The organism is Streptomyces sp. HUAS TT7, assembly GCF_051550175.1.
Classification (GTDB): Bacteria; Actinomycetota; Actinomycetes; order Streptomycetales; family Streptomycetaceae; genus Streptomyces.
Window position 1 is genome coordinate 6992543 of sequence record NZ_CP196175.1, and the last position, 24126, is coordinate 7016668.

A 24126-nucleotide genomic window follows, 5' to 3' on the forward strand; every position below is an offset into this window, starting at 1 on the left:
TCTTCGCCATGATCAAGACCAACCAGCGTTAACAACGCTCGTGATCAATACACCTAGCGCTTGGCGCGCCTCAGCCACAGCATTCCCAGGATCGGGAGGATCACCGGGATGAAGAGGTAGCCCATTCCGTAGTCCGACCACACCGTCGCGTCCGGGAAGGCCGAGGCGTCCGCCAGGGTCCAGGTGCCGACGACCAGGACGAAGAGGAGCTCCGCCGCGCAGCACACAAGGGCTGCCCGGCGGGCCTTCTCGCCGCCGCGGACCAGCGAGTACGTGATGAAGCCGTACACGCAGGCCGCGATCGCGGACAGTACGTACGCCAGCGGGGCCTTGCCGAAGTCCAGGACCGTCTGGACGATCGAGCGGGACGCGGCGGCCACCGTGAACACCCCGTAGAACCAGACGAGCACCCGGCCGGGCCCGGAGCCGAGCTTGTGGTCGGGCGTGGTGTCAGTGGCGGACTCGGTCACGGTCAGCCTCCCCAGATGTCGTAGAGGCGCACTTCGAGGACCGCGAGGACGACCGCGCCGGCCGAGACCGTCACCGAGCCCCACTTGGTCCGCTCGGAGAGCGAGAGGAATCCGGCGGCCGGAACGGCCGCGAACGCGCCCGCCAGATAGGCGATGAAGATCGCGACGCCCTGCTCGGGCTTCTCGCCGCGGCCGAGCTGCACGAGCCCGACCACCAGCTGCGCCAGCGCGAGGACGGTGACCACGGCCATGCCGATGAAGTGCCAGTCCTTGGTGGGCTGGTCCCGGTATGCGGCGAATCCGCACCAGGCTGCGAGGGCGAGGGCCGCGGCGGCGACCGCGACCGTCAGGGCGTCGAGCATGGGGTCGAGGGTATTACGGGCCGAAGGGCCCGATGCGCTCACCCCCACCCCGGTCAAGGGGTGCGAGCGCGTAGCGCTCTCAGGCAGGGCGGTGGTGGGAGACGGGCGGGCGTAGGGTCGGTCGGCATGAAGATCCATGCCGAAGCCCTCCTGTTCGACAACGACGGAACGCTCGTCTCCTCCATGGAGTCCGTCACCCGCTGCTGGACGAGATGGGCCCAGGAGTACGGGATCACCGCCGAGGACTTCGCACGCGTGGAGCTGCACGGGCGCCCGGCCGTCGAGATCGTGGCCGACCTGCTGCCCGCCGACGTCGTACCGCAGGCGCTCGCCCGCATCGAGGAGCTGGAGGTCGAGGACGTCGCCGGGGGAGTGGTGCTGCTGCCCGGCACCGCCGCGCTCCTCGCCTCGCTCCCCGCGGACCGCTGGGCCGTGGTCACCTCGGCCACCCGCAGGCTGGGCGAGGCCCGGCTCACCGAGGCCGGAATCCGGCCCAAGAACCTGATATCCGCCGACGACATCACCCGGGGCAAGCCCGACCCCGAGCCCTTCCTGCTCGCGGCGGCCCGGCTCGGCGTGGATCCGGCGCGCTGCGTGGTGTTCGAGGACGCCCCGGCGGGGCTCGCGGCCGGCCGCGCGGCGGGCATGACGACCGTGGCCTTGGCCACAACGCACCGCGCCGAGGAGCTCGTCGCCGACGTGGTCGTGAAGGATCTCTCGGCGGTGTCCGCGCAGGCCACGGCCGGTGGCGTGGAGATCACCACGGCGGAGTGAGCCTGTCCGTATGACAGTCCAGGGATGTCCGGTATTCGGACATCCCTGATCTGTTTCTGATCGCTTCTGCTTTACTTGCCCACATGACCACGACGAGCAGCCGCACCCTTGCGACCGAGGCGAAGATGACGCCCGGTGCTCGCTGTATGTGTCGAATGTGCGCCTTCTGAGGGCCCCCGCCTGAGCCTCGCGCCCCGAAGCGAGACCATGTCGGCTGCGCCCGGATCCGTACCCACACCCACGGATTCGGCCTGCCCCGCGCACACCGTGCCCCCGGTATCCACCGATGAGGCCGAGCCGCGCCCCGAACACGTTTGCCCCGTGCCCGGCATACCCCGCGCCGCGCACTCGACAGTGACGGAACTCCCTGTGATCACCACAACGGGCCTGACCAAGGTCTACCAGTCGCGCGGACGAGATATCACCGCGCTCGACGGCGTCGACCTGCACGTCCGCGAGGGCGAGGTGTACGGCGTCATCGGCCAGAGCGGCGCCGGCAAGTCCTCCCTCATCCGCTGCGTCAACCTCCTTGAGCGCCCCACCTCCGGCACGGTGACCGTCGACGGCGTCGACCTCACCGCGCTCGCCGGGCGCGGCCGCCGGGCCGGCAAGGACCTGCGCCGGGCGCGCTCCCGCATCGGCATGGTCTTCCAGCACTTCAACCTGCTGTCCTCGCGCACCGTGCAGGACAACATCGAGCTGCCCCTGGAGATCCTCGGCGTCTCCGGCACGGAGCGCTCCCGCAAGGCCCTCGAACTGCTCGACCTGGTCGGCCTCGCCGACAAGGCCAAGGCCTACCCCGCCCAGCTCTCCGGCGGCCAGAAGCAGCGTGTCGGCATCGCCCGGGCGCTGGCCGGCGACCCCAAGGTGCTGCTCTCCGACGAGGCGACCAGCGCGCTCGACCCGGAGACGACGCGCTCGATCCTGCAGCTGCTTCGCGACCTCAACCAGCAGCTCGGCCTCACCGTCCTGCTCATCACGCACGAGATGGACGTCGTCAAGACGATCTGCGACTCGGCCGCGCTGATGAAGAAGGGACGGATCGTCGAGTCCGGCACCGTCAGCGAACTGCTCGCAACCCCCGGCTCCGAGCTCGCCGCCGAACTGTTCCCGGTGACCGGCGAGGCCACCGGCCCCGAGCGCACCGTCATCGACGTCACCTTCCACGGCGAGGCCGCCACCCAGCCGGTCATCTCCCAGCTGGCGCGGACCTACAACATCGACATCTCGATCCTGGGTGCCGCCATGGACACCGTCGCCGGCAAGCAGATCGGCCGGATGCGGATCGAACTGCCCGGCGGATACGAGGAGAACGTCGTCCCGGTCGGCTTCCTGCGCGAGCAGGGCCTCCAGGTGGACGTGGTGGACGACAGCCAGGTGCTCGACCTGGTCGAGGAAGGTGCCAAGTGAGCTGGTCGGAAATGCAGCCGCTTCTGTCGCAGGGAACGTACGACAGCTTCTACATGGTGCTGTGGGCGACCGTCGTCACCATCGGGCTCGGGCTGCCGCTCGGTGTGCTGCTCGTGCTCACCGACAAGGGCGGGCTGCTGCAGAACCGCCCGGTGAACAAGGTCATCGGCGTGATCGTGAACATCGGCCGCTCGCTGCCCTTCATCATCCTGCTGATCGCCCTGATCCCCTTCACCACCTGGGCCGTCGGCACCTTCATCGGGCCCAGCGCCATGATCGTGCCGCTCTCCATCGGCGCCATCCCGTTCTTCGCGCGGCTGGTCGAGACCTCCGTCCGCGAGGTGGACCACGGGCTCGTCGAGGCCGTCCAGTCCATGGGCGGCGGCATCCCCACCATCGTGTGGAAGGTGCTGCTCCCGCAGGCGCTGCCCTCCCTCGTCTCCGCGATCACCACCACCGTGATCACCCTGGTCAGCTACTCCGCGCTGGCCGGCGCGGTCGGCGGCGGCGGCCTCGGCTCGGTCGCCATCACCTACGGCTACCAGCGCTTCGAGACCAACTTCATGCTCATCACGGTGGCCGTCCTGATCGTCATCGTCACCGTGATCCAGCTGCTCGGCGACGGCGTCGTGCGCCTGCTCGCCCGCCGCGGCCGGACCTCCTGAACTTCTCTCCCCAGGGCCCGAACTCCTTGTCCGGGCGTCACACCGCACCACCGGAAAGAGGCACTTTTCGTGCGTAAGAACACCAAGATCACCGCTGCCGCCCTCGCCACCGCCGCGCTCGCCGTCGGCCTCACCGCCTGCGGCTCCTCCTCCGACCCCAAGCCCGCGGGCGCCAAGGCGGACGAGTCCAAGGCGCTGGTCGTCGCCGCGTCCCCGACGCCGCACGCCGACATCCTCAAGTTCGTCAAGGACAACCTGGCGGCCAAGGCCGGACTCAAGCTGGAGGTGAAGGAGTTCACGGACTACGTCCTGCCCAACACCGCCACCGAGCAGGGCCAGGTCGACGCCAACTTCTTCCAGCACAAGCCCTACCTGGACGACTTCAACAAGAAGAACGGCACCCACATCGTGCCCGTCGTCAACGTGGAGCTGGAGCCGCTCGGCCTCTACTCCCACAAGGTCAAGTCGCTCAAGGACATCGCCTCCGGCCAGACGGTCGCCGTCCCCAACGACACCACCAACGAGGGCCGCGCCCTCCAGCTCCTCGCCTCCAACGGCCTGATCACGCTGAAGGACGGCGTGGGCGCCGGCGCCAAGCTCTCCGACATCAAGGACAGCAAGGGCCTGAAGTTCAAGGAGCTGGAGGCCGCCACGCTGCCCCGCGCCCTCGACCAGGTCGACGCCGCGGTCATCAACGGCAACTACGCCATCGAGGCCGACCTGAAGCCGTCCAAGGACGCCCTCGCCCTGGAGAAGGCGGACGGCAACCCGTACGCCAACTTCCTCGCCGTCAAGCAGGGCGACGAGAACGACCCGCGCATCCAGAAGCTCGCGAAGCTCCTGAACTCCGCCGAGGTCAAGAAGTTCATCGAGGACAAGTACGCGGGCTCCGTCGTCCCCGCGTTCGGCCCCGCCAAGTAGCCCTCCCGGCACGGCAGTACGAAGGTCCCGGACACCCCGTCAGGTGTCCGGGACCTTCGTCGCAAACGCCCACCCGGCCATGCACGCCGACGGCCCGATGCTGCATGCTGTGCCTTTACGGTCCTTATAGGTTGACGGGCCACGAAGGTTCCAGGGTCTTCGCGGCCCCCACGGCGGTCCACGGCATGGAGCGGCACATGACTACCCCCCTTCCGGTGTTCCCGGACATCTCCATCAGCACGGACCGCCTGGTGCTGCGCCCCTTCGAGGATGCCGACGGCCCCGCGCTCATCGAGATGATGAACGACGAGCAGGTCGTCGCCTGGACCGCGGTGCCCCACCCCTACACGGCCCGCGACGCCGAGGACTGGGTCCGCCACCTCGCCCCGCGCGAACGTGCTGAGGGCCGAGGAATCGTTCTGGCGGTCACCGAATTCCTCACCCAGCGCCTCGTCGGCATCGTCCACCTCCAGAACACCAACTGGCGCACCCTGGCCACCGAGGTCGGCTACGTCGTGGCGCCCTGGGCGCGCGGCGAGGGCTACGCCACCGAGGCCGTCCTCGCCGCCGCCCAATGGCTGTTCAGGGACCAGCGGTTCGAGCGCCTCGAACTGCGTACGGCCGCCGACAACACCGCCTCCCAGCAGGTCGCCCAGAAGATCGGCTGCATCAGCGAGGGCGTGCTGCGCAACGCCTGGATAGCGCGGACCCAGACGGAGGACGGCGGCTGGGCGGACATCCGCACCGACCTCATCGTGTGGAGCCTGCTCCCCGAGGACCTCGACGGCGTCGCGGACCAGCTCGCGGACGCCGGCTACGCCTCCTTCACCGACTGGAACTGATCCACGGCCACCGGCCGCATCGGAATTCCGGGGCTACCCTCACTGGTACCGGCATCTGCGCCGGACCGCCCCGAGCTGCGACAACACTGGAGACTGACGAAGATGGCCGACCGCGTCACGGTGATCGGCTGGGACGGCTCGCCCCTCACCCCCGCGGCCACCTCCGCGCTCTCCGCGGCCACCCTGGTGGCCGGCGCCGCCCACCACCTCGCACTCCCCGAAGTACCGGTGGGCGCCGAGCGCATCCGGCTCGGCAGCGTGAGCCTGGCAGCCCGCCGCATCGCCGGACACCGCGGCAGCGCGGTCGTCCTCGCCGACGGCGACCCCGGCTTCTTCGGCGTCGTCCGCACCCTCAGGGCCCCCGAGCACGGCCTGGAGGTCGAAGTCGTGCCCGCCGTCTCCGCCGTCGCGGCCGCCTTCGCGCAGGCCGGGATGCCCTGGGACGACGCCCGGGTCGTCGTCGCCCACCCCCGCACCCTGCGCCGCGCCGTCAACGTCTGCCGCGCCCACCCCAAGGTCGCCGTCCTCACCTCGCCCGGCGCCGGACCCGCCGAACTCGCGCTGCTCCTCGACGGCGTCCACCGCACCTTCGTCATCTGCGAGGAGCTAGGCAGCGACCGCGAGCAGGTCACCGTCCTCACCTCCGAGAACGCCGCCGACCACGCCTGGCGCGACCCCAACGTCGTCATCGTCCTCGGCGGCGGCCCCGCGAGCGAGGGCGACGGCTGGCTCGCCGGACCCCCGCCCGGCTACCCGTCCGCGCCGCGCGGCTGGGCGCTGCCCGCCCGGGAGTACGGCGCGGGCCTCGGCCCCGGCGAGTCCACCGAGCTGCGCGCCGCCCAACTCGCCCGGCTCGGCCCGCGCATCGGCGACCTCGTCTGGGACATCGGCTGCGGCAGCGGCGCCCTTTCCGCGGAGGCGGCCCGGTTCGGCGCCGCCGTGATCGCCGTCGACGCCGACGCGGACGCCTGCTCGCGTACGGAAGCCACCGCCCGCCGCTTCGGAGTCCAGGTCCAGGTCGTCCGCGGCCGGGCCCCGCACGTCCTGGAGTCGCTGCCCGAACCCGATGTCGTACGCGTCGGAGGCGGCGGCGCGGGCGTCGTCGAGGCATGCGCCGATCGCAGGCCGGAGCGCATCGTGGCGCACGCGGCCACCCGGGACGAGGCGGAGGCCGTGGGCGCCGCGTTGAGCGCCGGCGGTTACGAGGTCGAGTGCGCGCTCATCCAATCGGTCGACCTCGACACGAGCGCCTGGTCGGAGCGCGAACGCTCGGTCGCCTTCCTGCTCTCCGGAAGGCGGAAAGAGAGATCCCTGTGACCCTTCCGGCGCGCCGCGGGGGGTAGGCTGGCCGATCGTTGTACCGCTCCCGGCCGTTCGGCGTTCCGCTCGCCAAGGGCCGGAAAAGGGGACCGTTTTGGGATCCGATCGCGGTACGGCAGATCCGGGGGACGCGCAACGTGGCGCAGCCCACACGGTCCGTGGCCGAGACTGACCGCCACGGCGGCGAAGGCCCGCGACAATGCATGGTGTCGTTGATGCCTGCGGGCCGTTCGCAACCGCGCGGCGCACACGTTCTGAGCGACGGTGCCTCACGCGTCCAGCGTGTGCGGCCCCGGGCGCAGGCCGAAGGAGCACTACAGATGGGCGAGGGGTACGCATGACTGACACCGGCCAGGTCCCGGGCGAGGGACTGCCGGAGAACGCAGGCATGGTGGAACAGCCGGGCGTCCCCGCTCCCGGTGCCTACACCTTCCTCGATCCCTCCGAGAACGGTGCGGACGACGACGATCTGCTGCTGATGCCGGGCGCCCAGGGCGCCTGGATCGACCCGCAGTCCGCGCCCGCGCCCGCCCCCGTCGTGGCCCAGGCGCCGTCCGTGCCCGGCCAGGCCGAGCCCGGCGCGCACGAGACCGGCGGCCGCGACTCCGGCTCCGTCGACCTCGGCGCCGTACGTGCCGCGGCGGCGCCCCCGCCGCCCCGCCGCCCGCTCCACCTCGGCCCGCAGGTGCCGGACGCCTCCGCCGGAGTCGTACGCTCCCTCGCCGACCGGGGACCGGCCGGCACCCCGGTGAACCCGGCGCCGGTGCGCACCCAGGGGCCGCCGACCACCGGGCCCGAGTATCTGGACATCCCGCGCGAGGAGCCCGCGGCGCAGGTCGCGGGGCCGCAGTACGGGGAGTTCCCGCCGCAGTCCGGTATGGCATGGACGCCTCACCAGCGAACGGCGCCCCACGAGTCACTCAACACACCGATGCCCCCTGCAGAAACGGTCGTGCCGGAGCCGGTCGCCCCGGAGGAGTTCGCGGTCCAGGCGTCGGTTCCGGCCGTTCAGCCGCAGGCCGCCGAGCACGCGGCCCAGCCCGTGGCACAGCCGGTCGCCCAGCCCGCGCTGCTCGTGGACCAGCTCGTCGCCCAGCAGGCCGTTCCGCAGGCGGCCCAGCAGGCGCAGCAGCAGCCCGGACTGCCGCAGCCGGTGGGCCAGTTCGTGCCCGTCGAGGGCTCGGTCCCGACCGGCCCCCACCTCGCGCCCGCGCCGGTGCAGGCCCAGCCCGTACAGGAAGCGTCCGTTCCGCAGGCGCCCCGTGCGCAGGAGGTGCCGCAGCCGGCCCCGGAGCCCGTCGCTCCGGTCGCGCAGCCCGTGGCCCCGGTCGCCGCCCAGCCGGAGCCGGCCGCGCCCGCCGAACCCGCTGCCCCGATCGCCGTCGAGCCTGTGGCCGCCGCGGCCCTGGCAGCCGAGCCGGTCGTCGCGGTGCAGGCCCCGGCCGCGCCGGTCGCCGCCGAACCGGTCGCCGTCGAGTCCGTGGCGGCCGAGCCCGTCGTGGCCGAGCCCGTTCCCGCCGAGCCGGTGGCCGTGGCCGAGCCCGCCGCCGAGGCCCCGCAGCCTGTCGCCGAGCCCGCGCAGCCGGTGGCCGTCGAGCCCGCCGTGCCCGCTCCGGCAGCCGCGCCCGAGGCCCGGCCGGCCGTCGTGGCGCAGGGCCAGGCGACCACGCACGTCGCCGTCCCCGTGCCGCAGGCCGCTCCCGAGGAGCAGGCGGTGACCGTTCCCGAGCCCGTCGCCGAGCCGGTCCAGGCACCCGAGCCCGTGCTCGTACCGCAGCAGGAGCAGCCCCCGGCGGCCGAACCGGCCGAAGCAGCGGCTGTGACGGCTGCCCCGGCCGAGGCTCCCGAAGCCGCCGACGAAGAGCCGCTCGAAGTGATCAGCGCGCCGCAGCCCGCCGCCGTACCGGAAGCCGCCGCGGAGCCGGAAGCCGCCGCCGGGCCGGAGGCGCCCGCCGAGGCCGAGGAGCTCACCGAGGTCTACGAGGACCCGGAGCAGGCGCCCGCCGCCCCTGGCTACGACGACGCCGAGCGCGAGGCCGTGCTCCGCGTCATGCGCGAGCGCCGCGACATCCGCAACGGCTTCCGCGGCGACCCGATCCCGCACGAGGTGCTGCTCCGCGTCCTGGAGGCGGCCCACACCGCGCCCTCCGTCGGGCACTCGCAGCCCTGGGACTTCGTGGTCATCCGGTCCGCCGAGACCCGCCGCACCATGCACGAACTCGCCCAGCGCCAGCGCGAGGCGTACGCCAAGTCGCTGCCCAAGGGCCGGGCCAAGCAGTTCAAGGAACTGAAGATCGAGGCCATCCTCGAAACCCCGGTGAACATCGTCGTCACCGCGGACCCGACCCGCGGCGGCCGCCACACGCTCGGCCGCTACACGCAGCCGCAGATGGCCCCGTACTCCTCGGCGCTCGCCGTCGAGAACCTGTGGCTCGCCGCGCGCGCCGAAGGCCTCGGCGTCGGCTGGGTCTCCTTCTTCGACGAGCGCGAGATGGTCCGCGCCCTCGGCCTGCCCGAGCACCTCGAAGTCGTCGCCTACCTCTGTGTCGGCTACGTCGACGAGTTCCCGGAGGAGCCCGAGCTGATGCAGGCGGGCTGGTCCAAGCGCCGCCCGCTGTCCTGGGTCGTCCACGAGGAGACGTACGGCCGCCGCGCGCTGCCCGGCGAGGACCCGCACGACCTCCTGGAGGAGACCGTCTCCAACATCCGCCCCCTTGACGCGAAGGCGCTCGGCGAGGCCTGGGAGCGGCAGAAGCGGATGACCAAGCCCGCGGGCGCGCTCGGCATGCTGGAGATCATCTCCGCGCAGCTGGCCGGCCTCTCGCGCAAGTGCCCGCCGCCGATCCCGGAGCCGGCCGCCGTCGCGATCTTCGCCGGCGACCACGGCGTGCACGCCCAGGGCGTCACCCCCTGGCCCCAGGAAGTCACCGGCCAGATGGTCGCCAACTTCCTCGGCGGCGGCGCGGTCTGCAACGCCTTCGCCAACCAGGTCGGGGCCGAGGTCTGCGTCATCGACGTGGGCGTCGCCTCCGAACTCCCGGCCACGCCGGGCCTGCTGCCCCGCAAGGTGCGCGCCGGCACGGCCGACATGACGGCCGGCCCCGCGATGACCCGCGAGGAGGCGGTCGCCGCCATCGAGGTCGGCATCGAGACCGCCCGCGACCTGGTGGCGGCCGGCAATAAGGCGCTCCTGACGGGCGAGATGGGCATTGCCAACACCACCGTGTCGGCCGCCCTGATCTCCCTCTACACGGGCGTCGACCCGGCCGAGGTCACCGGCCGCGGCACCGGAATCAACGACGAGACGCACGCCCGCAAGGTCGACGTCGTACGCCGGGCCCTCGAACTGCACCAGCCGGACCCGGCCGACCCCATCGGCGTCCTCGCCGCGGTCGGCGGCCTGGAGCACGCGGCCCTCGTCGGCTTCCTGCTCGGCGGCGCCTCGCTGCGTACGCCGGTGATCCTCGACGGCGTCAGCACCGGAGCCGCCGCCCTGGTCGCTCGGGCGATCGCCCCCGAGGTGCTCTCCGCCTGCATCGCGGGCCACCGCAGCGCCGAGCCCGGCCACGTGGCCGCCCTCAACAAGCTGGGCCTGCGCCCCCTGGTCGACCTGGACCTCCGCCTCGGCGAAGGCACCGGAGCCCTGCTCGCCCTCCCGGTGGTGCAGAGCGCGGCCCGCGCGATGCACGAGGTCGCGACGTTCGACTCGGCGGGCGTCACCGAGAAGTAGCCCGTACGCACGAGCGGGGGCCGGGGTCACTGACCCCGGCCCCCGCTCGTGCCGCACCACCCGCTCGCCCTTAGGCTGTCCGCGGGACCGCGAACCCCCTCCCACCAGCCGCTTCACCGCAGCAGCGGCACACCGCACGTCACTCCGCCCGAGGAGCACCGCCGCCATGGTCGAACACCCCGCGTACCCCGTAGGCCTCCGCCTCACCGGCCGCCGCGTCGTCGTCGTCGGCGGCGGCCAGGTCGCCCAGCGCCGCCTGCCGGCCCTCATCGCCGCCGGGGCCGACGTCACCCTGGTCTCCCCGAGCGCCACCCCCTCCGTCGAGGCCATGGCGGACGCGGGCGAGATCCGCTGGGAGCGGCGCCGCTTCCAGGACGGCGACCTGGCCGACGCCTGGTACGCGCTTGTCGCGACCGCCGACACCGAGGCCAACGACCGCATCTCCGCCGAGGCCGAGCGCTCCCGCGTCTGGTGCGTACGCTCCGACGACGCGAGCGCCGCCACCGCCTGGACCCCGGCCACCGGCCGCTCCGAGGGCGTCACCGTCGCCGTCCTCACCACCGACACCCCGGACCCGCGCCGCTCGGCCGCGATCCGGGACGCCGTCGTCGAGGGCCTGCGCGACGGCACTCTCGTCGCCCCCCAGCAGCGCACCCGGACTCCCGGCGTCGCGCTGGTCGGCGGCGGCCCCGGCGACCCGGACCTGATCACCGTGCGCGGCCGCAGGCTGCTCGCCGAGGCGGACGTGGTCATCGCCGACCGGCTCGGCCCCCGCGACCTCCTCGACGAGCTCCCGCCGCACGTCGAGGTGATCGACGCCGCGAAGATCCCGTACGGCCGCTTCATGGCACAGGAGGCCATCAACAACGCGCTGATCGAGCACGCCAAGGCCGGCAAGGCCGTCGTGCGGCTCAAGGGCGGCGACCCGTACGTCTTCGGGCGCGGCATGGAGGAGCTCCAGGCGCTCGCCGAGGCCGGCATCACCTGCACGGTGGTGCCCGGCATCTCCAGCTCCATCTCGGTGCCGGGCGCGGCCGGGATCCCGGTCACGCACCGGGGCGTGGCGCACGAGTTCACGGTGGTCAGCGGGCATGTGGCGCCGGACGACCCGCGCTCGCTCGTCGATTGGAAGTCGCTGGCGCAGCTGCGCGGCACCCTGGTGATCCTGATGGGCGTCGACAAGATCGGCGCGATCGCGCAGGCACTCGTCACGCACGGCAAGAACCCCGAGACCCCGGTCGCCCTCGTCCAGGAAGGCACCACCGCGGCCCAGCGTCGCGTGGATGCCACCCTGGGAAGCGTCGGCGAGGTGGCCAGGGCCGAGGAAGTGAAGCCCCCCGCCGTGATCGTGATCGGCGACGTGGTGACGGTGAACTCCCGCGCGTGAGCCCACGCCCGTAACCGGCGCCTGAATCTTTCCCCCTCGCCCGTAACCACCGGTAACGGATCTCCGTCCCAGCCGTTGGCACCTCACCCAGGACAAGGCAGTATCACCCTGTGGCCGATCTCATCACCGTCGAAGACCCCGACGACCCCCGCCTGCGCGACTACACGGGCCTGACCGACGTGGAGCTGCGGCGCCGCCGCGAGCCCGCCGAAGGCCTCTTCATCGCCGAGGGCGAGAAGGTCATCAGACGGGCCAAGGACGCCGGCTACGAGATGCGCTCGATGCTGCTCTCGGCCAAGTGGGTCGACGTCATGCGGGACGTCATCGACGAGCTTCCGGCGCCCGTGTACGCGGTCAGCCCGGACCTCGCCGAACGCGTCACCGGCTACCACGTGCACCGGGGGGCGCTCGCCTCGATGCAGCGCAAGCCGCTCCCGTCCGCCGGTGAACTCCTCACCACCGCCCGCCGGGTGGTGGTCATGGAGGCGGTCAACGACCACACCAACATCGGCGCGATCTTCCGCAGCGCCGCCGCACTGGGCATGGACGCGGTCCTGCTCTCGCCGGACTGCGCGGACCCGCTGTACCGGCGCTCGGTGAAGGTGTCGATGGGCGCGGTCTTCTCGGTCCCGTACGCCCGTCTGGAGTCGTGGCCCAAGGGCCTGGAATCGGTCCGCGAGGCGGGCTACAGACTGCTGGCCCTGACCCCCGACGAAAAGGCCTCCAACATCGAGGACGCCGCCCCGCACAGGCTCGACAAGGTGGCCCTGATGCTGGGCGCGGAGGGCGACGGCCTCTCGACCCAGGCCCTGGTGGCCGCGGACGAGTGGGTACGCATCCCGATGGCCCACGGAGTCGACTCCCTGAACGTGGGCGCGGCAGCGGCGGTGGCGTTCTATGCGGTGGCTACGGGGCGGCCGACTGCCTGAGCATGCCTGACTTGGCGTGTGGCCCGCCTGGCGGCCGGTGGCCTGAGCCCGGCCGAGCGGGCGCGTGCAGTTCTGCTGCGGCCCAGCACTCCAAGGGGGCGGGGAACTGTGCGATCAGCCACCGACGGCCCGCAGCGGAAGCGCTCAGAACTGCTTAACCGCAGCAATCCCCAGCAGCACAATCAACGTAACCAGCACAAACACAGTGAGCCGCTGCCGCAGCAGCCGGGGGTTGGCGGGCCGCAGCCCGCCGGAGGTGCGGGCCGCGGGCCGAGTACCCGGCCGCACCCCGGGACGGGAGGCGGCGTTGCTGCGCGGCCCACCGGGACGCGAGCCCCCCGTGCGCGGCGAAGAGCCCGTACGCGGCCCGGGCCGAGCCGCGGAGGACCCTGTGCCACGCCCGGCCTCGGTATAGCGCTGGGTCCGGTCGTCGAGCCGCCCCGTGGGCCGGTCCAGCTCGACCCGCTCGCGCTGAGCCGGCGGCCGGGCCTCCGCGGCCTGCCCGTGCAGCCCGCCCTGGGCCTCCCGCGCGGCGATCTCCTTGAGCCGCATGGAGAGCTGGAGCGTGCTGGGCCGCTCCTCGGGGTCCTTCGCCAGGCAGGCCCGGACCAGCGGGGCCAGTGCGTCCGGCACGCCGCGCAGCTGCGCCTCCTCGTGCACCACGCGGTAGAGCATCACCTCGGAACTGCCGTGTCCGAAGGGCGAGTCGCCCATGGCGGCGTACGCCAGCGTCGCGCCGAGCGAGAAGACGTCGGTGGCCGGAGTGACCGCGGCGCCGCGCACCTGCTCGGGGGCGAGGAAGCCGGGGGAGCCGACGGCCGTGCCGACATGGGTCAGCGTCGAGGCGCCGGTGGCCCACGCGATGCCGAAGTCGATGATCCTGGGCCCCTTCGGGGACAGCAGGATGTTGGACGGCTTGAGGTCCCGGTGGACGACGCCGGCCTCGTGCACCGCGACGAGCCCCTCGGACAGCGCGGCCCCGATCGCGGCGGCCTCGGCGGCCGTCAGCGGACCCTCCTCGGCGACCTTGTCGTGCAGGGAGGGCCCGGGTACGTACTGCGTGGCGAACCAGGGCCGCTCGGCTTCGAGGTCGGCGGCGACGAGCCGGGCGGTGCAACCGCCGCGGATCCGCCGCGCGGCCGAGACCTCACGTGCGAACCGGGACCTGAACTCCTGGTCCTCGGCGAGGTCGGGCCGGATCACCTTCAGCGCCACCCGCTGCCCGCGCCGGTCGGAGCCGAGGTACACGACCCCCATACCGCCCGCGCCGAGACGCCGGTGGAGCCTGAACGAGCCGACGACACGCGGGTCCTCGCGCCGGAGCCGCATCATCGCCATTTTCATCCCCGCTGCCAGTCCTGTTGACGTGGCACAGCTTACGTACCCGCCGCCCGGTGTGCTCATAGGCCGCGCCCTCGCGACCCGGGCGATTGTCAGTGCCGGGTGGGAAACTTGAAGAGTGGTCAGCAACCCGTGGATCCAGGGCCGCTGACCCGTGCGAGATCTCAACGGTCCGTCGCAGAAGGGGGTTTGGATCTATGAAGGGTGACCGCGTGGAGATAGTGGTGGACGCGGGCGACACGACCCGGACGTACGAAGTGGTGGCAAGCCGGGCGGGGCGCAGGGTCGAGACGGCGGTCCGGCGCGGGGTGGTGGAAGTGAGCGAAGTCACGCGCAGCGGCACGGTCGTGCGCACGGCCCGCTTCATGGCGACGCGGGTGCTCGCCCTGGTGGAGCAACCGGTCCCCAGGGAGGACGCGGGGGACGCGGAGGCCCGCGCGCAGAGCCGACCCCTCCGGGAAGACCCCAAGGCGTAGGAGGTCCGTCTCCACCCAGGGGAGTACTCCCGGGGGTGACGGCTCATCCCCTGGGAGGCCAGCAGATAGGTACGAGGGCATGACGTCCGGCGCCGCGCGGATCCCTACTGTTGAAGACAAGCGGCGGGTGGTGCACTCGTCCCCCGAGGTCAGACACCCGCCGCTGTCGACCACATCAATGATCGAACAGGAGAGGACCATGGCGGACACGGCTGCGCGGACGATCATCCGCACGCAGGGACGCAGGGCGTACAGCGCCGCGTTCGGTGCCCGCCGATCCGGCCCGCGCCACCCCTTGGTGGCGACGGTCATGGTCCTTCCCCTGGCGGCCCTGCTCGCAGTCGTCTTCGGCGGCTGGGACGCGGTGGTCACACAGGCGTCGTCCGTGGGCGTGATGCTGGGGCGCTGAGCGGCGCCCCGGACCCGGTAGAGCGGACCGGGTCGGGGACATCCGGCCATTACAGCCCCGTGGGGACGGGGGTGCGGCGGACGGCAGTGAAAGGCGTTGCCCGATCGGCTGGGGAGCCGATCGGACAACGCCTTTTGCATGCCTGGGTGCCGCACCCCGCCCACAGTCGTACGCACCCCGGGGGAGAGGTGACCGCATCCGTCGTCGACGCGCTGGCCGAGGCCGCGAGCCGGGCCCGGCCCTTCCGCGCCTGCGGGGCGGGTCCCGCGCACGAGGCCGTCCTGGCGGACCGGCCCGACGCCCCCGTCGTACGCCACGGGCCGGCGGCGGCCAAGGCGCACGCCGGGCACACCGACCCCGAGGCCTTCGCGGTCCGGCTCGCCGCAGCCGCGCACCCGCTGCTCGACGCCGGTGCCGGCCCTTCGACCCTGATCGACATCGACGACCTCGGACTCGGCGCCCCCACATGGGACTTGGCCCGCCCCGGCGCCTGGTTCGCCGCCGGCCTGCTCGCCCGGGACGCCTGGACACGCTTCCTTGCCGCGTACCACGACGAGGGCGGCCCGGCAGTGCCCCCGGCGGGAGATCTCTGGCCCCAACTGGACATACCCGCACGGGCGTTGACCGTACAGACCGGGGCCATAGGAGTACTACGGGTACCGGCGGCACAAGAGCTTCGGCCACATGCTCTTCTCGTCCTGAACCCCACGAAGAGCGACGGACGACAAAACCCCCGGCCTTCGAGAAGGCCGGGGGTTCCGGGTGGTGCGCGATACTGGGATTGAACCAGTGACCTCTTCCGTGTCAGGGAAGCGCTCTCCCGCTGAGCTAATCGCGCGGGACGGTCCCAAACCCTACGGGACCGGTTACTTCGTGTTACTGCGTGCGCGATACTGGGATTGAACCAGTGACCTCTTCCGTGTCAGGGAAGCGCTCTCCCGCTGAGCTAATCGCGCGGGACGGTCCCAACCTTACAGGACCGGTTACTTCGTGTTACTGCGTGCGCGATACTGGGATTGAACCAGTGACCTCTTCCGTGTCAGGGAAGCGCTCTCCCGCTGAGCTAATCGCGCTTGGAGGTGGAGACGGGATTTGAACCCGTGTAGACGGCTTTGCAGGCCGTTGCCTCGCCTCTCGGCCACTCCACCAGGAGTGCATATGGGGGTTCGGGAAGATCCCCCACATCGAGCGGACGACGAGATTCGAACTCGCGACCCTCACCTTGGCAAGGTGATGCTCTACCAACTGAGCCACGTCCGCTTGTCGTTTCCGTTTCGCTTGCGCGTCCCGGCGACGTGTTGAACTCTAGCGGATTCCGGGGCCAGTACAAAAACGCGTTTGTGCAGCGTGCTGCGTTGCGCCTGGTCCGGACCCCTGTCGGGGTCCGGGCGAGTGTTCGCCTCCGGGTCACTCAGGGGCACCCCACCTGCACCGGCCCTAGACTCGCAACCGTGCACGACCTCGCTCCTCTGGCCCGCTTCGGCCACCTTGTCGCCTCGGACCTGCGTGATGTCACCAGCGACCCCGAGGCCCTCGACTCCTCCGGCTTCTGGGCCGTCTCCGCCGACTTCGAGGGCCGCCTCGTGTGCGCCCGCTTCGCGGACGTCCGCACCCGGCCGGTCCCCGAGCCCGTGCCCGGCGCCTGGCGCGGACCCGCCACCGGTGACTGGACGTCCTCCCTGGACCGCGCCGCGTACACGGCCGGAGTGCGCCGCATCCGCGAGCACATCGCGGCCGGCGAGGTCTACCAGGCGAACCTCTGCCGCGTGCTGACCGCGCCGCTGCCCGACCCGGCGGCGGCCGACGTGGACGCGCTCACCGCACTGCTCGCGCGCGGCAACCCCGCGCCCTATGCAGGAACGATCCGGCTGCCCGCGCACGGGGTGGAGATCGCGACCGCCTCGCCCGAACTGTTCCTGCGCCGTACGGGGCGGGTCGTGGAGTCCGGGCCCATCAAGGGGACCGGGCGGACCGCGGCCGACCTGTTGGAGAAGGACCACGCCGAGAACGTGATGATCGTGGACCTCGTCCGCAACGACATGGGACGGGTCTGCGCCACCGGCTCTGTGACCGTGCCCGCGCTGTGCGCCGTCGAGGAGCACCCCGGCCTCGTCCACCTCGTTTCCACCGTGCGCGGCGAACTGCGCGAGGGCGCGGGGTGGCGCGAGCTGCTCGACGCCACGTTCCCGCCGGGCTCGGTGACCGGGGCGCCCAAGTCCAGCGCGCTGCGGATCATCGACGCGCTGGAGACCGCGCCCCGCGGCCCCTACTGCGGCGGCATCGGCTGGGTCGACGCCGACCGGGGCACCGCCGAGCTCGCCGTCGGCATACGTACCTTCTGGGTCGACCGGCCGCACGGCGTGCTGCGCTTCGGCACCGGGGCGGGCATCACCTGGGGCTCGGACCCCGAGCGGGAGTGGGAGGAGACCGAGCTGAAGGCCTCGCGTCTTCTGACGGTAGCGTCGGGCGCGTATGCCCGCAGCGGGCACAGGGGAAGGACCGCGTAAATGCAGATCTGGGTCAATGGCGCACTGCGGGACGCCGACGCCGCGCAGGTGTCCGTCCTCGACCACGGGCTCACCGTGGGCGACGGCGTCTTCGAGACGGTGAAGGCGACCGGCGGGAGCACCTTCGCGCTCACCCGCCATCTCGACCGGCTGACCCGCTCGGCCCGCGGCCTCGGCCTGCCCGCCCCGGACCTCGACGAGGTGCGGCGCGCCTGCGCGGCCGTCCTGGACGCGAACCCCATGGCGCTCGGCCGGCTGCGGATCACCTACACCGGCGGGCTTTCGCCGCTCGGATCCGACCGGGGCGACGCCGGTCCGACCCTGGTCGTCGCGCTCGGTGAGACCACGCGCAGGCCCGACACCACCGCCGTGATCACCGTCCCGTGGACCCGCAACGAGCACAGCGCGGTGGCGGGCCTGAAGACCACGTCGTACGCCGAGAACGTCGTCGCCCTCGCCAAGGCGCACGGGGCGGGTGCCTCCGAGGCCCTCTTCGCGAACACCGCGGGACAGCTCTGCGAGGGCACCGGCTCCAATGTCTTCGTGGTCGTCGACGGGCGCCTGCACACCCCGCCGCTCGCCTCCGGCTGTCTCGGCGGGATCACCCGCGCGCTGACCGTCGAATGGACCGGCGCGTACGAGACCGAGCTGTCGATGGACGTCCTGGAGAGCGCGGAGGAGATCTTCCTGACCTCCACACTGCGTGACGTGCAGGCCGTACACCGCGTCGACGGACGGCAGTTGGCCGCCGCGCCCGGTCCGGTCACGGCCAAGGCCATGCGGATCTTCGACGAGCGGGCCGGATCGGATCTGGACCCGTAAAGCTGGTGACGGGCGGCGCCGGGGCAGGTACAACGGCCTTGATGACCACCACCATTCGGCCGACCGAGCCGCTCCAGCAGGGCGCCGACGGCGCCAAGTCGCGTACGTACGACGTGTGTGTGAACAGCCGACGCGTCGGACTGATCAAGATCGCCACCGACACCGACTTCGGGCCCCGCATGGGCCGGATCGAAGAACTCCGGATCGACGAGGCGGACCGGGGCCGTGGACGCGGCACCGTTGCGGCCCTCGCCGCCGAGGAGGTGCTGCGCGGCTGGGGCTGCGGCCAGGTCCGCCTCTCCGTCGCGGCCGACGCCGATGCCGCGCTGCAGATGGCCGGCGCCCTCGGCTACGTGGAGCGCAGCCGCAACATGGCCAAGCAACTCCCGCCCACGGAACCGGAGTTGCCCGCCGGGGTGGGCGGCCGGCCGATGAGTGCGGAGGAGTTCGAGGACTGGCAGCGCGACGAAGTCGAGAACTACGCCCGCAGCTGGATCGAGCGGGGCGTGCCCGCGGCGGAGGCCCGGGCCAGGTCCGCGGCGGAGCACCGCACCCTGCTGCCGGACGGCGTCGCCACCGCCGGGGCGCACTTCCTCGTCCTCGAGGACCGGGGGAGCGTGGTCGGGAGCGTGTGGGTGGCCCGGCGCACGGCACCCGAGGAATGCGCGTTCGTCTACGACGTCGGGGTCGCCGAGGAGCACCGCGGCCGTGGCCACGGCCGCTCACTGATGCTGCTCGCGGAGCGGGCGGCGCTGGCCGACGGCCTGGACACCATCGGGTTGCACGTCTTCGCGGACAACACCCCGGCGCTGCGCCTGTACGAGTCCCTTGCCTACCGGGTCACCCATTACAACCTCTGCAAGCAGCTGCTCTGAGCTGCTCGGCTACTCGGCGAGCAGCCGGTCCGCGATCGCCTCGATGCGCTCGCGCAGCCCCTCCTGGCTCTTGCCGCCGTCCAGACGCTCGTCGCCGATGACGTAGGTCGGGGTGCCCGTCACGCCGATCGCCTTGCCCTCGGCCTGGTCGGCGTCGACGATCAGGATGTGCCGACCGTCGATGAGGGCGGTCTCGAACTCGTCGGTGTCCAGGGCGAGTTCACCGGCCGCCTCGATGAGCGCGGGCTCGCCCTGTTCGGCGAGGCGCTCGGTGCGGGCGAGCACGGCCTCCACGTACGGCCAGCCGTGGCCCTGCTCGAAGGCCTCCTCGGCGGCCTGGGCCGCGGCGAAGGCGTGCTTGTGCTTCTCCAGCGGGAAGTGCCGCAGCCTGATGTCGAGGCGGTCGCCGTAGCGGGCGCGCAGCGCGCGGATGTCGTCGAGGGCGCTGCGGCAGTCGGGGCACTGCAGCTCGCACCAGACGTCGAGGACGACGGGGCCTGCGGTGCTCGAGGGGGTGGTGTCGCTCATGAGGTCCAGTCTCCCAGCAACCGGGACCTGGGGAGGATCCCGCCCCGGAGATCTCCCTGAGGTCGCGGCCGACCGTGGCCCCTGGGGCGGGTTCCGGTGCAGGATGGAAGAAGCCATACCCCCCATGCCTGGAGGAACCGGATGCTTGCCGAGACCGTCTGCTCCGCCGTTTCCGCGGCCGGACTGGGCATCGCTGCCGTCACGGCGTACCGCAAGCGCTTCCTCGCGGCTACGCGCATCGCCGGCTACTCGCTCGTCCCGGTCGGCCTCGTCATGACCGGCGTCGTGCAGTGGGTGTCCGGCATCGTCTTCAAGCCGAGCGTGTGGCTGGGCTTCGGGCTGCTCGGGGTCGCCTGGCTGCTGTTCATGACGACCCGGGCCATCGAGCGGCGCGGCGGCGGCACCCGCAAGGAACGCAAGGCCGCCGCGGCCACCGCCCAGCGCGAGGCGGTGGCTCCCGCCGCGTCCGCCCCCTCGCTCGGTGCGGGCCGCACCCCGGCCGCCCAGCCGGCGGCGAAGACGAAGGCCAAGCCCGCCGCGAGCGAGGACTTCAGCGACATCGAGGCCATCCTGAAGAAGCACGGCATCTGACGTTCCCCGGGCGCGCGGGGGCGCGGCGCCCGCGCGCGTCGCTGCCTCCGCGCGTTACAAGATCGGTTCGCGCGTTACAAGATCGGGCGAACTCCCGCTGCTTATGGGCGTGTTGGTATACCCATGCGGTGCGGCTGGGTCATCATCGCCCCGAGATGCTGGACACTTCCCAGGGCCCCACCCCTGCACCGAGCGACAAGCCGAGCGCGCCCGACCCGCAGGCGCGGGGCTGTCTCTTCGCGCTCTCCCAACCACCCCTGATGATCTTCCTGGGGGTGATCGGCTGCCTCCTGCTCATGGCGGCCGTGCACGACCTCTTCCTGCTCTGAGACTGCTCTGAGAGCCGCTTCCCGCAGATGCTCAGCCCGCGGCTTCCTTGCGCCGGGCCCGGTACGCGGCCACGTGCAGCCGGTTTCCGCAGGTGCGGCTGTCGCAGTAGCGGCGGGAGCGGTTGCGGGAGAGGTCCACGAAGGCCCGCCCGCAGTCCGGCGCCTCGCACCTGCGAAGACGTTCCTGCTCGCCGGTCACCACGATGAAGGCGAGCGCCATGCCGCCGTCCGCGGCCAGGTGGTCGGCCACCGAGGCGCCGGGCGCGAAGTAGTGCACGTGCCAGTCGTAGCCGTCGTGGTCGGTCAGCTGAGGGGTGGTGCCGGCCGCCGCGACCAGCTGGTTGACGAGCTCGGCGGCGCTGTGGGCGTCGGGCGCCGCGAAGATCTCGGCGAACCTGCTGCGGACGGCCTGGACGCCGAGGAGGTCACCGTTGGAGAGACGCTCCACACCGCTCACGCTGTGGTCCTGGACGAAGCCGTACAGCGCGTCCACGTCCGCGAGGCGGTCGGTGTCCTCGCTCTCCGGCGCGGTGTTCACCAGATCGACCACCATGTCGAGCGCGATCCGGGTGTCGTGAGGGATCAGCACGATTCGCTCCCTGGCCTGCGGCGGGCGGGCGCCCGTCGATGCTGGCCGACTCTAGCGGCTCGCGCCAGGAGCGCACCGGCGCCGTCCCCCACGACGGCTTTCGTGGGGGACGGCGCCGATCACTGCCGTTATGTGGTTGTCCGCGCGGCGCCGTCGCCCCGAGTCGGACGGCGCCGTGCGGCTCTCTGCCTGGCCTCAGTTGTTCTCGGCCAGGATGTGCGAGAGTTCCGTGTCGAGATCGAAGTGACGGTGCTCGGTGCCGGGCGGCACCGCGGCGTCAGTCCGTTTCAGGAACGACTCCAGGGCCCGCGCCGGGGCTTCGAGCAGGGCTTCTCCTTCCGGCGAGCTCAGGGCGATACAGACGACACCCTGGCCGTGACTGCGTGACGGCCAGACTCTGACGTCGCCGGTTCCGGTGGGCCGGTGCAGGCCCTCGGCGAGGAGGTCGCGAGCGAAGACCCACTCGACGGTTTCCTCGGCTCCGGTGTGGAAGGTGGCGTGCACGGCATAAGGATCGGCCGTGTCATACCGCAGGCCCGCGGGTACAGGCAGTGAGGACTCGCTCGACACAACGAGGCGCAGGTGCAGCTCGCAGCTGACCGTGGTGTTCATAAGCGCCAGGGCCTTTCGCTCAGTGTGCGCTCGGGGATTCGCACGTCGGCGAAATCGACATGCCACCTACGGTGCCGTTGTAAACCCCTCTGACCGTTTTGCAGGCGTTCACGTAGCTCGTACGGCGGACTATTACTTTGCGTTATAGGTCCATTTCGGTGAACCCGTTTCCGGACACCCTTCCGGTAGGTTGGGGTGCATGGATACGGGGAGTGACGAACAGGCCGCCGCGGCCCTCGGCTCGCGGGCGCCGGCGTTCATCAAGGCGTCCAGGCCGCTGCATCTGAGCTGGCAGGTGGGCGTTTTCGTGGTGGGCCTGGCGGTCGTGGCCGCGGGCATCGTGATGCTGCCGCTGCCGGGCCCCGGCTGGCTGGTGATCTTCGGCGGCATGGCGATCTGGGCGACCGAATTCGTATGGGCCCAGCTGGTGCTCCGCTGGACGAGGCGGAAGGTCACGGAGGCCGCGCAGAGGGCGCTCGACCCCAAGGTGCGGCGCCGCAACATCATCCTGACCGCGGTCGGCCTGGTGATCGTCGCCGCCCTCGTCGGCGTCTACGTGTGGAAGTTCGGCATCGTGATGCCGTGGAAGATCAACGAGTGACCGCGCATGGTCAAACGCCCCGCTGACATGCGGTAATGTTTGCGGTGCGCCCGGGCGATTAGCTCAGTGGGAGAGCGCTTCGTTCACACCGAAGAGGTCACTGGTTCGAACCCAGTATCGCCCACCCGGACCGAAGGCCCCGGAGATCATCTCGATCTCCGGGGCCTTCGGCGTTTCCTGCCGGGCCGTCCCGCAGACTGGGGGCATGGACTGGTGCCGCTACCGCTTCCGCAGCGTCTGGGACCTCCCCGTGGCGCCCGCCGCCGTGTACGCGGTCCTGGAGCGCGCCGAGGACTACCCGCGCTGGTGGCCCGAGGTCCGCGAGGTCACCCCCGTCGACGAACGCACCGCCACCGCCCGGCTCCGCTCGCTCGTCCCGTACGACCTGCTGGTCACCGCCCGCGAGAGTCGGCGCGATCCGGAGGGAGGGGTCCTGGAGGTCGCGCTCGGCGGAGACCTCGAAGGGTGGGCGCGCTGGACGCTGTTCGCCCACGACGGCGGAACGCGGGCCGTGTACGAGCAGGAGGTCGAGGTGCGCAAGCCCCTCATGCGGCGGCTCGCGGTGCCGGGCCGCCCGGTGTTCCGGGCCAATCACGCGCTGATGATGAGGTCCGGGAGGCGGGGGCTTCGGCGCCGGCTCGAAATCGGGAAGTCGCGCGGAGCGCGTCCTTGAGGGGCGGCGGCCGGGTGACGGGTGGGCAGTTTGAAAGCTGGGCCCGGGGGACTGTATTGTTCAGTGCGTTCCCGGGCGATTAGCTCAGTGGGAGAGCGCTTCGTTCACACCGAAGAGGTCACTGGTTCGAACCCAGTATCGCCCACCGGGAAAGGCCGGTCCGTCATTGACGGGTCGGCCTTTTTGCTGCCAACGCTCAGGCTGCCGCCGGGAGTTCGGGCCGCAGCGGCCACGCCGTGTCCACCAGCTCCGGGGTGCCCTGCCGGGTGAACCAGGCCTGCAGGCCGCGCGCCTGGGCCGCGTGCCAGGTCGCCTGGAGCGTGTGCAACTCGGTCGGCGTCAGCCGTTCAAGGCGGGCCGCGAACCTGCGCCCCACGGCCCGTACGACCTCCAGGGCGGCCAGCGCGTCGGCGGCCGCGTCGTGCGCGCCCTCCAGTGTCACGCCGTAGTGCTCGCACAGGTCGGTCAGTGTGCGGCGGCCCTTGCGGTAGCGGTCCAGGTGCTTGTCCAGGACCCGGGGATCGAGCACGCGCAGCGGGTTCTGGCCCAGGTAGTGGGACAGAGAGGCCGCGCGATGGCGCTTCAACTCCCGGTCGAGCAGCGTCAGATCGAACGGCGCGTTCATGATGACCAGCGGCCGGCCCGCCGCGCACTGCTCGGCCAGCGACCTCGCGACCTCCTCCATCACGGGGGCCGGCCAGCGCCCGTTCAGCTGGAGGTGCTCATCGGTCAGACCGTGGACCGCGGTGGCGCCCGCCGGGACCGGTACGCCCGGGTTGACCAGCCAGCGGGTCGACCGCGGCCGGGCGTCCGGGCCGTCCTGGATCACCAGCGCGGCCGAAACTATCCGGTCCCCCTCGACGTCCACCCCGGTGGTCTCGGTGTCGAACGCCGCCAGGGGACCCTCGTACCAGCACGTCATGTCTACTCAACTCCTCGCACACTCCCGGCAGATGGCGTGCA

General features: G+C 71.9%; 26 protein-coding genes and 7 tRNA genes. 21 read left to right on the forward strand and 12 right to left on the reverse strand.

The annotated features are described in order from the left end of the window. Positions 1 to 53: 53 nt before the first annotated feature. Positions 54 to 470 carry a hypothetical protein gene (locus ACSHXC_RS31505; protein ID WP_438294790.1) on the reverse strand — a complete coding sequence of 139 codons (417 nt, stop codon included), beginning with the start codon at positions 468 to 470 and terminating at the stop codon, positions 54 to 56. Between the two features lie 2 nt (positions 471 to 472). Continuing rightward, positions 473 to 832: a hypothetical protein gene (locus ACSHXC_RS31510; protein WP_386104910.1), complete on the reverse strand. Its 360-nt coding sequence runs from the start codon at positions 830 to 832 to the stop codon at positions 473 to 475. 126 nt (positions 833 to 958) lie between these two features. Between ACSHXC_RS31510 and ACSHXC_RS31515 the strand changes: the two genes are divergently transcribed. The 9 genes from ACSHXC_RS31515 to ACSHXC_RS31555 all read left to right on the forward strand — a co-directional run bounded on the left by ACSHXC_RS31515 (position 959) and on the right by ACSHXC_RS31555 (position 12810). After that, positions 959 to 1606: an HAD-IA family hydrolase gene (locus ACSHXC_RS31515; RefSeq protein ID WP_438294791.1), complete on the forward strand. Its 648-nt coding sequence runs from the start codon at positions 959 to 961 to the stop codon at positions 1604 to 1606. A 369-nt stretch (positions 1607 to 1975) separates the two neighbouring features. After that, positions 1976 to 3016, forward strand: a complete 1041-nt coding sequence (locus ACSHXC_RS31520) for a methionine ABC transporter ATP-binding protein (RefSeq protein ID WP_438294792.1) — start codon at positions 1976 to 1978, stop codon at positions 3014 to 3016. Beyond that, complete coding sequence (locus ACSHXC_RS31525) at positions 3013 to 3681, forward strand: methionine ABC transporter permease (RefSeq protein ID WP_344376002.1); 669 nt, start codon at positions 3013 to 3015, stop codon at positions 3679 to 3681. Before ACSHXC_RS31520 ends, ACSHXC_RS31525 begins: the two co-directional genes overlap by 4 nt. Positions 3682 to 3750: 69 nt before the next feature. Beyond that, complete coding sequence (locus tag ACSHXC_RS31530; RefSeq protein WP_438294793.1) at positions 3751 to 4602, forward strand: MetQ/NlpA family ABC transporter substrate-binding protein; 852 nt, start codon at positions 3751 to 3753, stop codon at positions 4600 to 4602. 185 nt (positions 4603 to 4787) lie between these two features. Beyond that, entirely contained in the window at positions 4788 to 5444 is a 657-nt protein-coding gene (locus ACSHXC_RS31535; protein WP_438296937.1) for a GNAT family N-acetyltransferase, read from the forward strand. Between the two features lie 102 nt (positions 5445 to 5546). Continuing rightward, entirely contained in the window at positions 5547 to 6761 is a 1215-nt protein-coding gene (gene cbiE, locus ACSHXC_RS31540; protein WP_438294794.1) for a precorrin-6y C5,15-methyltransferase (decarboxylating) subunit CbiE, read from the forward strand. A gap of 340 nt (positions 6762 to 7101) precedes the next feature. Next, positions 7102 to 10494, forward strand: a complete 3393-nt coding sequence (gene cobT / locus ACSHXC_RS31545; protein WP_438294795.1) for a nicotinate-nucleotide--dimethylbenzimidazole phosphoribosyltransferase — start codon at positions 7102 to 7104, stop codon at positions 10492 to 10494. Between the two features lie 166 nt (positions 10495 to 10660). Continuing rightward, positions 10661 to 11881, forward strand: coding sequence for a uroporphyrinogen-III C-methyltransferase (gene cobA / locus ACSHXC_RS31550; RefSeq protein WP_438294796.1), 1221 nt, complete (start codon positions 10661 to 10663; stop codon positions 11879 to 11881). Positions 11882 to 11991: 110 nt separating this feature from the next. Next, a complete protein-coding gene (locus tag ACSHXC_RS31555; protein ID WP_438294797.1) occupies positions 11992 to 12810 on the forward strand; it encodes a TrmH family RNA methyltransferase in 819 nt (272 codons plus the stop codon). Positions 12811 to 12954: 144 nt separating this feature from the next. Here the strand turns inward: ACSHXC_RS31555 and ACSHXC_RS31560 are convergent, their stop codons facing one another. Beyond that, positions 12955 to 14148 (reverse strand): serine/threonine-protein kinase, encoded by a 1194-nt coding sequence (locus ACSHXC_RS31560; protein ID WP_438296938.1) that lies wholly within the window; start codon positions 14146 to 14148, stop codon positions 12955 to 12957. A 200-nt stretch (positions 14149 to 14348) separates the two neighbouring features. On the opposite strand from ACSHXC_RS31560, the gene ACSHXC_RS31565 reads away from it, so the two are divergent. From ACSHXC_RS31565 to ACSHXC_RS31575, 3 genes are all read left to right on the forward strand, one after another. Then, on the forward strand, positions 14349 to 14627 hold the full coding sequence (locus tag ACSHXC_RS31565) for a hypothetical protein (protein WP_438294798.1): 279 nt from the start codon (positions 14349 to 14351) through the stop codon (positions 14625 to 14627). 199 nt (positions 14628 to 14826) lie between these two features. Then, positions 14827 to 15036, forward strand: coding sequence for a hypothetical protein (locus ACSHXC_RS31570; RefSeq protein ID WP_438294799.1), 210 nt, complete (start codon positions 14827 to 14829; stop codon positions 15034 to 15036). A gap of 188 nt (positions 15037 to 15224) precedes the next feature. Next, positions 15225 to 15821 (forward strand): hypothetical protein, encoded by a 597-nt coding sequence (locus ACSHXC_RS31575; RefSeq protein WP_438294800.1) that lies wholly within the window; start codon positions 15225 to 15227, stop codon positions 15819 to 15821. On the opposite strand, the gene ACSHXC_RS31580 is transcribed toward ACSHXC_RS31575, so the two are convergent. The 5 genes from ACSHXC_RS31580 to ACSHXC_RS31600 form a co-directional block, all read right to left on the reverse strand. Beyond that, positions 15800 to 15874: transfer RNA gene (locus ACSHXC_RS31580), tRNA-Val, on the reverse strand. The two genes, ACSHXC_RS31575 and ACSHXC_RS31580, sit on opposite strands and share 22 nt — an antisense overlap. A 46-nt stretch (positions 15875 to 15920) precedes the next feature. Continuing rightward, positions 15921 to 15992, reverse strand: a tRNA-Val gene (locus ACSHXC_RS31585). A gap of 45 nt (positions 15993 to 16037) precedes the next feature. Beyond that, a tRNA-Val gene (locus tag ACSHXC_RS31590) sits at positions 16038 to 16109 on the reverse strand. A gap of 1 nt (position 16110) precedes the next feature. Further along, positions 16111 to 16184: transfer RNA gene (locus ACSHXC_RS31595), tRNA-Cys, on the reverse strand. A gap of 39 nt (positions 16185 to 16223) precedes the next feature. After that, positions 16224 to 16296: transfer RNA gene (locus tag ACSHXC_RS31600), tRNA-Gly, on the reverse strand. A 191-nt stretch (positions 16297 to 16487) separates the two neighbouring features. Between ACSHXC_RS31600 and ACSHXC_RS31605 the strand changes: the two genes are divergently transcribed. Genes ACSHXC_RS31605 through ACSHXC_RS31615 form a run of 3 tightly spaced genes read left to right on the forward strand, consistent with a single transcriptional unit; the run spans position 16488 to position 19240 of the window. Further along, positions 16488 to 17543 (forward strand): chorismate-binding protein, encoded by a 1056-nt coding sequence (locus ACSHXC_RS31605; RefSeq protein WP_438294801.1) that lies wholly within the window; start codon positions 16488 to 16490, stop codon positions 17541 to 17543. Next, positions 17544 to 18365: an aminotransferase class IV gene (locus ACSHXC_RS31610; RefSeq protein ID WP_438294802.1), complete on the forward strand. Its 822-nt coding sequence runs from the start codon at positions 17544 to 17546 to the stop codon at positions 18363 to 18365. It begins immediately after the preceding gene. A gap of 41 nt (positions 18366 to 18406) precedes the next feature. Then, positions 18407 to 19240 (forward strand): GNAT family N-acetyltransferase, encoded by an 834-nt coding sequence (locus tag ACSHXC_RS31615; RefSeq protein ID WP_438294803.1) that lies wholly within the window; start codon positions 18407 to 18409, stop codon positions 19238 to 19240. Positions 19241 to 19249: 9 nt separating this feature from the next. On the opposite strand, the gene ACSHXC_RS31620 is transcribed toward ACSHXC_RS31615, so the two are convergent. Further along, complete coding sequence (locus ACSHXC_RS31620) at positions 19250 to 19768, reverse strand: DsbA family protein (RefSeq protein ID WP_344376023.1); 519 nt, start codon at positions 19766 to 19768, stop codon at positions 19250 to 19252. 141 nt (positions 19769 to 19909) lie between these two features. On the opposite strand from ACSHXC_RS31620, the gene ACSHXC_RS31625 reads away from it, so the two are divergent. Continuing rightward, positions 19910 to 20359, forward strand: coding sequence for a hypothetical protein (locus ACSHXC_RS31625; RefSeq protein WP_438294804.1), 450 nt, complete (start codon positions 19910 to 19912; stop codon positions 20357 to 20359). 155 nt (positions 20360 to 20514) lie between these two features. Beyond that, entirely contained in the window at positions 20515 to 20688 is a 174-nt protein-coding gene (locus ACSHXC_RS31630) for a hypothetical protein (protein WP_438294805.1), read from the forward strand. 31 nt (positions 20689 to 20719) lie between these two features. On the opposite strand, the gene ACSHXC_RS31635 is transcribed toward ACSHXC_RS31630, so the two are convergent. Further along, a complete protein-coding gene (locus ACSHXC_RS31635) occupies positions 20720 to 21277 on the reverse strand; it encodes a CGNR zinc finger domain-containing protein (protein ID WP_386009697.1) in 558 nt (185 codons plus the stop codon). Between the two features lie 195 nt (positions 21278 to 21472). Beyond that, positions 21473 to 21889 (reverse strand): SsgA family sporulation/cell division regulator, encoded by a 417-nt coding sequence (locus tag ACSHXC_RS31640; RefSeq protein WP_053723613.1) that lies wholly within the window; start codon positions 21887 to 21889, stop codon positions 21473 to 21475. 199 nt (positions 21890 to 22088) lie between these two features. Between ACSHXC_RS31640 and ACSHXC_RS31645 the strand changes: the two genes are divergently transcribed. The 4 genes from ACSHXC_RS31645 (at position 22089) to ACSHXC_RS31660 (ending at position 23308) form a co-directional block, all read left to right on the forward strand. Beyond that, positions 22089 to 22490 (forward strand): TIGR02611 family protein, encoded by a 402-nt coding sequence (locus ACSHXC_RS31645; protein WP_438294806.1) that lies wholly within the window; start codon positions 22089 to 22091, stop codon positions 22488 to 22490. A 52-nt stretch (positions 22491 to 22542) separates the two neighbouring features. Beyond that, a tRNA-Val gene (locus ACSHXC_RS31650) sits at positions 22543 to 22614 on the forward strand. An 81-nt stretch (positions 22615 to 22695) separates the two neighbouring features. Next, positions 22696 to 23163 (forward strand): SRPBCC family protein, encoded by a 468-nt coding sequence (locus ACSHXC_RS31655; RefSeq protein ID WP_438294807.1) that lies wholly within the window; start codon positions 22696 to 22698, stop codon positions 23161 to 23163. A gap of 73 nt (positions 23164 to 23236) precedes the next feature. Further along, a tRNA-Val gene (locus tag ACSHXC_RS31660) sits at positions 23237 to 23308 on the forward strand. Positions 23309 to 23359: 51 nt separating this feature from the next. On the opposite strand, the gene ACSHXC_RS31665 is transcribed toward ACSHXC_RS31660, so the two are convergent. Beyond that, positions 23360 to 24085: a 3'-5' exonuclease gene (locus tag ACSHXC_RS31665; RefSeq protein ID WP_438294808.1), complete on the reverse strand. Its 726-nt coding sequence runs from the start codon at positions 24083 to 24085 to the stop codon at positions 23360 to 23362. Between the last annotated feature and the right edge of the window lie 41 nt (positions 24086 to 24126).